We start from the raw sequence: 4,410 nt of genomic DNA on the forward strand, positions 1-4,410 counted from the left end.
GCTGGTCGGCGACATTGCGGGCCGGCATGTCGCCGACCTCTGCGCGGCGCCCGGCGGCAAGACCGCGCAACTCGCCCAGGCCGGCGCTCGCGTCACGGCGGTCGACCGTTCGCCGGCGCGCATGGCGCGGCTCAAGGACAACATGTCACGGTTGCAGCTCGAGATCGACACCGTCGTATCCGACGCTGCGGAATGGCAGCCGGCAGAGAACGGCGGCTTCGATGGCATCCTGGTCGACGCGCCCTGCACGTCGACGGGCACGATCCGCCGGCATCCCGATGTCGGCTGGTTGCGGCAGGAGGCCGACGTGGCCACGCTGTCTGCGCTGCAGAAGCGCCTGGTGCGGAAGGCGGTCTCGCTGCTGAAGCCCGGCGGAATGCTGATTTACTGCACCTGCTCGTTGGAGCCCGAGGAGGGCGAGCAGATCATCGAGGGACTGCTTGCAGACGAGGCCGGTCTGCGACGCGTTCCCATCAGCTCGAGCGAGGTTGCGGGGCTGTCGGAGATCGTGACGTCAGCGGGCGATTTGCGCACCCTGCCCTGCCATCTGCCGCATCAGGATCCTCGACTCGGCGGGCTCGATGGCTTCTATGCCGCCCGCCTGGTACGGCAAGGTTGACCCGGCGTCACCCGCCCGAATGAGCCAGCGAGCGGGTCCGACCGGTGAATAAGGCCTCGGCCCCGCTTGGCGGTACCAAAGTGGGAGTGCTACAGTGGCCCCATTAGTTAATTCCTGATTTTACACCAGATTTTGCTCCAGCAGTGATGCTGCGCCGAGATCGAAAATGGTGTATCGGCGGCATTACCGATTTACTTCGGGGTCGTTCCCGAACCCCCTCACAATCCAAGGCAAGGCGTGTCCGCCGCTCAACGCAGACGCATTTCGACGCTGGTCATGGGGCGCTTCGCGCGCTCTACGGTCGCGCATGTCAGCGGGGTGACGGTGTCGGCGGCCGGGCTGTGGCCGGGCCGCGCCGATCGGCTGGTGATCGCGCCGCATGATCTGCGCACCGCCGATGCCACCCGCGCCGCCGAGATCTACGCCGGCCGCTTCGTCTTCGCCGGCAAGATCGTCACCTGCCACGGCCGCTCGATCTTCGATCTCGAGCCTCCCTCGGAAGATTGGGAGGTGGCGCTGCTCGGCTTCGGCTGGCTGCGGCATCTGCGCGCCGCCGACACCGCGCTGACCCGCGCCAACGCCCGCGCCCTGGTCGACGACTGGATGACCAACCAGATCGGCCGGCATCCGATCAGCCGCCGCGCCGACGTGCTGGCGCGCCGGGTCATCTCCCTGTTGTCGCAGGCGCCGCTGGTGCTCGCCGAGTCCGACGGCAAGTTCTACCGCCGCTATCTGCGTGGCCTGACCCGCGAGATCCGCTATCTGCGCTATGCGATGATCGACATTCCGGACGGCGTGCCGCGGCTGCAGGTGCTGATCGCGCTGTGCTATGCGTCGCTCTGCCTTGCCAACCAGACCAAGCATATCCGCGGCGCCAGCCGCAAACTCTCCGAAGAGCTGCAGCGTCAGATCCTGCCCGATGGCGGTCACGTCTCGCGCAATCCCGGCGCGCTGGTCGAGCTTCTGATCGACCTGTTGCCGCTGCGCCAGACCTTTGCCGCGCGCAACATCGCGCCGCCGCCGGCGCTGCTCAATGCGATCGATCGCATGATGCCGATGCTGCGCTTCTTCCGGCATGGCGACGGCGCGATGGCGCTGTTCAACGGCATGGGCGGCACCCCGTCCGATCTGCTGGCGACCTTGCTCGCCTACGACGATACGCACGGCACGCCGATGGCGAGCATGCCGCATTCCGGCTTCCAGCGGCTCGACGCCAACGCCATGACCGTGATCGTGGACACCGGCATGCCACCGCCGCCGCATTGGAGCCATGAGGCCCATGCCGGCTGCCTCGCCTTCGAGCTGTCATCCGGCGCCTGCCGGATCGTAATCAATTGCGGCATGCCGGCGAGCGGACGCGAGAATTGGCGAGGGTTCGCGCGCAGCACGGTGGCGCATTCGACGCTGGCCTATCACAACACTTCGTCGTGCCAGTTCGTCGAGATGTCGGCGATGAAGCGGCTGCTGCACGGCGCGCCGATCGTCTCCGGCCCGGGCCGCGTGGAGAACTTTCGCGAGGTGGTGCCCGACGGCACCGTGCTCTCGACCTCGCATAACGGCTACGCATCGAAGTTCGGGCTGATTCACCGTCGCATCCTGGTTGTCGCCAATGACGGCACAAGGCTCGACGGCGAGGACACCGTGACCCCGGCGCAAGGTGCGCGGCTGCGCGGCGCAGGCTCCGACTACGCGCTGCGTTTTCATCTGCACCCCGCGGTCAAGGCGAGTGCGCTGAACGATGGGCGCGGCGTCATGTTGGTGCTGCCCAATCGCGAAGTCTGGACCTTCGAGGCGCTCGACGACAAGGTCGAGCTCGAGGACAGCGTGTTCCTGGCCGGCAATGACGGCCCGCGCCGCACCACGCAGCTCGTGATCCGGCAGGATGCGCGCCACGCCGGCTCGATCCGCTGGAGCTTCATCCGCTCCGCGACCGCGGACGACAGCGGCCGGCGGAACCGGCGCGATCCCGATACGCACTGAACGGTTTACCTTCGCTCGGCGGCGTGTGTTGTCGCGACTGTCAAAACCTGCTAACCAGCCGCTGTTCGCGCGACTGGCGACCTGGGATGGAGCACCATCGGGAAGCGCGAACTGATCCGCCGCGCGCCTGGGCATAGATTTCCCTTTTGAAAAGAGGACTCTGCCCCATGTCCAAGCAGCTTCGTCACGTCACCCGCGCTTTGCTCTCCGTGTCCGACAAGACCGGCCTGATCGAATTCGCCCGCTCGCTTGCCGCACGCGACGTCGAGCTGGTCTCGACCGGAGGCACCGCGAAGGCGATCGCCGCCGCCGGCCTGAAGGTCACAGACGTCTCCGACCTCACCGGCTTTCCCGAGATGATGGATGGCCGGGTCAAGACGCTGCATCCGAAGGTGCATGGCGGCCTGCTCGCGATCCGTGACAATGCCGAGCACACGCAGGCCATGAAGACGCATGGCATCGCGCCGATCGATCTGCTGGTCGTCAATCTCTATCCGTTCGAGGCGACCGTCGAGAAGGGCAGCGATTACGACGATTGCATCGAAAACATCGATATCGGCGGCCCCGCGATGATCCGCGCCGCCGCGAAGAACCACGAGGACGTCACGGTGGTGGTCGACGTGCACGACTATCAAGCGGTCGTTGACGAGCTCGCGGCGAACAACGGCGCGACCACGCAGGCGCTGCGCCGCCGCCTTGCAGCCAAGGCCTATGCACGCACCGCCGCCTATGACGCAGCGATCTCGAACTGGTTCGCCGGAGAGCTCAAGACTGATGCACCGGATTATCGTGCTTTCGGCGGCAAGCTGATCCAGGCGCTGCGCTACGGCGAAAACCCGCATCAGCACGCGGCGTTCTATGCCCTGCCCGGCCGTCGGCCCGGCGTCGCAACCGCCCGCCAGCTGCAGGGCAAGGAGCTGTCCTACAACAACATCAACGACACCGATGCGGCCTATGAGTGTATCGCCGAGTTCGATCCCTCGCGCACCGCGGCCTGCGTGATCGTCAAGCACGCCAACCCCTGCGGTGTCGCCGAGGGGCCTGACCTCGTCACTGCGTATCAGAAAGCGCTGGCCTGCGATTCCACCTCGGCTTTCGGCGGCATCATCGCCATGAACCGGACTTTGGACGCGGACACCGCGCGCGCCATCACTGGCATCTTCACCGAGGTCATCATCGCGCCTGACGCCACCGAGGAGGCGATCGCGATCATCGCCGGCCGCAAGAATCTGCGACTGCTGCTCGCCGGCAGCCTGCCTGATCCGCGCGCGCCCGGCCTGACGGCCAAGACCGTTGCCGGCGGCCTGCTGGTGCAGAGCCGCGACAATGCCGTGGTCGACGACATGACCTTCAAGGTCGTGACCAAGCGGGCGCCGACCGATGCTGAGCTGCGCGACTTGAAATTCGCCTTCCGCGTCGCCAAGCACGTGAAGTCCAACACCATCGTCTACGCCAGGGATCTCGCCACGGTCGGCATTGGCGCCGGCCAGATGAGCCGGGTCGATTCGGCACGGATCGCGGCACGCAAGGCCGAAGACGCGGCGAAGGAATTGAAGCTCGCCGAGCCGCTGACCAAGGGTTCTGCGGTGGCGTCGGACGCGTTCTTCCCGTTCGCCGACGGCATGCTCGCCTGCATCGCGGCCGGCGCCACCGCCGTGGTGCAGCCCGGCGGCTCGATGCGGGACGATGAAGTGATCAAGGCCGCCGACGAGCACGGGATCGCCATGGTGTTGTCAGGCGTCAGGCATTTCCGGCACTAACTGCGCCGACAAACTCCGCCGTCAATCCGGGATGCGCCGAGGGCGCAGGCC

The 4,410-nt window shown here is 66.6% G+C and carries 3 protein-coding genes and 1 riboswitch; all 3 genes read left to right on the plus strand.

The window, feature by feature from the left end:
* Positions 1-619 (plus strand): RsmB/NOP family class I SAM-dependent RNA methyltransferase (locus WA702_RS28130; protein ID WP_425113809.1); only part of this gene is annotated, 619 nt, incomplete at its 5' end.
* Between the two features lie 276 nt (positions 620-895).
* On the plus strand, positions 896-2,599 hold the full coding sequence (locus tag WA702_RS28135) for a heparinase II/III family protein (RefSeq protein WP_425113810.1): 1,704 nt from the start codon (positions 896-898) through the stop codon (positions 2,597-2,599).
* 59 nt (positions 2,600-2,658) lie between these two features.
* Positions 2,659-2,739, plus strand: a riboswitch (ZMP/ZTP riboswitch).
* A 27-nt stretch (positions 2,740-2,766) separates the two neighbouring features.
* Positions 2,767-4,359, plus strand: coding sequence for a bifunctional phosphoribosylaminoimidazolecarboxamide formyltransferase/IMP cyclohydrolase (purH, locus tag WA702_RS28140; RefSeq protein WP_425113811.1), 1,593 nt, complete (start codon positions 2,767-2,769; stop codon positions 4,357-4,359).
* Positions 4,360-4,410: the final 51 nt, after the last annotated feature.

The organism is Bradyrhizobium sp. (assembly GCF_049798375.1).
Classification (GTDB): Bacteria; Pseudomonadota; Alphaproteobacteria; order Rhizobiales; family Xanthobacteraceae; genus Bradyrhizobium.

Excerpts from the sequence above, each read along its gene's own strand:
- WA702_RS28135 (WP_425113810.1), top strand. The coding sequence starts at position 896 with ATGGGGCGCTTCGCGCGCTCTACGGTCGCGCATGTCAGCGGGGTGACG.
- purH (WP_425113811.1), top strand. The coding sequence starts at position 2,767 with ATGTCCAAGCAGCTTCGTCACGTCACCCGCGCTTTGCTCTCCGTGTCC.